Below are 1,081 nucleotides of genomic sequence, written 5' to 3' on the forward strand. Positions count from 1 at the left end.
GGTAACTCTTTTTAAAACACCTGTCCTGAAATATGCCGACGAGATCATGGACGATGAGAGAGTAGTAGAAGCTCTCGATAAAATCCTCTCCACCCTACGGGGGCTGGACGATCAGTTTGTTGAAAACTTAAAAGCGGACGACGATTTCAACGAGGCCCTGGATGAACTGCAAGAGCTTTTCCTGGCTCCCCTTTCCGGCATATCTGACCAGTTAACGGAAAATATTTTGGACCAGGACTCTCTGCGCTATTTGGTAGAAATCCTTGTGGCGGAGCTGACCAATTTCGGCGGCTATTCCGAAGATACGGAGGAATATAAGGGAGCATACCCGGAGCTCTTTAACGTGCTCAAGCTGCTCCAGGAGGACCTGGACGCCGTCCTGGCCGGGTTTGGCCCCGAAATAAGTTCAGCCATCGACCATTACAGCGAACAAGGCCCATTCGATGAACCGGGTGAAGACAGCGGCGGTGGAGGCGGCTGCCTGGATGCGGATGCTTCGCAGGTTGAAGACCAGGTCAGTGATTTCCTGAACTACTGGGCAGAGGTGGCCGGCTGGGTCGTCACCAAGAAAATAGAGCGGGGCGACCTGCAGCCGCTCATGGACAAATACTTTGGCGAGGACTCGCCGCATTTCAACGCGGTCATGGGGGCGCTTTCTGAGTCAGCCGGCGCCGCCCAGGAGGAGCTGCTCGCGGTGGTAGATGCGGTTTTAAACGACCATACCGCCGGCCTTGAGGATGAACTGATGGCCCTCCTGCAATTTCTTCTCTACGGGGATCCGGCAGATGAAGATGACCGCGGGCTTGCCGGTGAATTAACCGAAACGGTCAATGCTATTGCGCGCGAAAAGCTGGCGGAGATGAAGTCCGGAGAGCTGCTTGACCTGGTGGAGGGAAGAACGGAAGAAGTTTTTGAGGCCTTGATGAAATTAATCGCCGCGCTGCCCCTCGATTTGCCCGACCTGGGTTCGGGCGGTTCGGCCGGCGGGGGCGATCTCCTGTCGCTGTTGAACGATATTGTCCTGGAACTGCCCTTTGAAACCCTGGCTGACTTGATCAAAAAAAGCGATATTAAAGAGCTG

At 54.8% G+C, this 1,081-nt stretch carries 1 protein-coding gene; it reads left to right on the top strand.

The features are described 5' to 3' along the window. Window positions 1-1,081 (top strand): hypothetical protein (locus ACE4YL_RS03400; RefSeq protein WP_461369224.1); only part of this gene is annotated, 1,081 nt, incomplete at both ends.

The sequence above is a fragment of the Candidatus Darwinibacter acetoxidans genome (assembly GCF_041936445.1).
In the GTDB taxonomy this organism is placed as follows: domain Bacteria; phylum Bacillota; class Limnochordia; order Darwinibacteriales; family Darwinibacteriaceae; genus DTU010.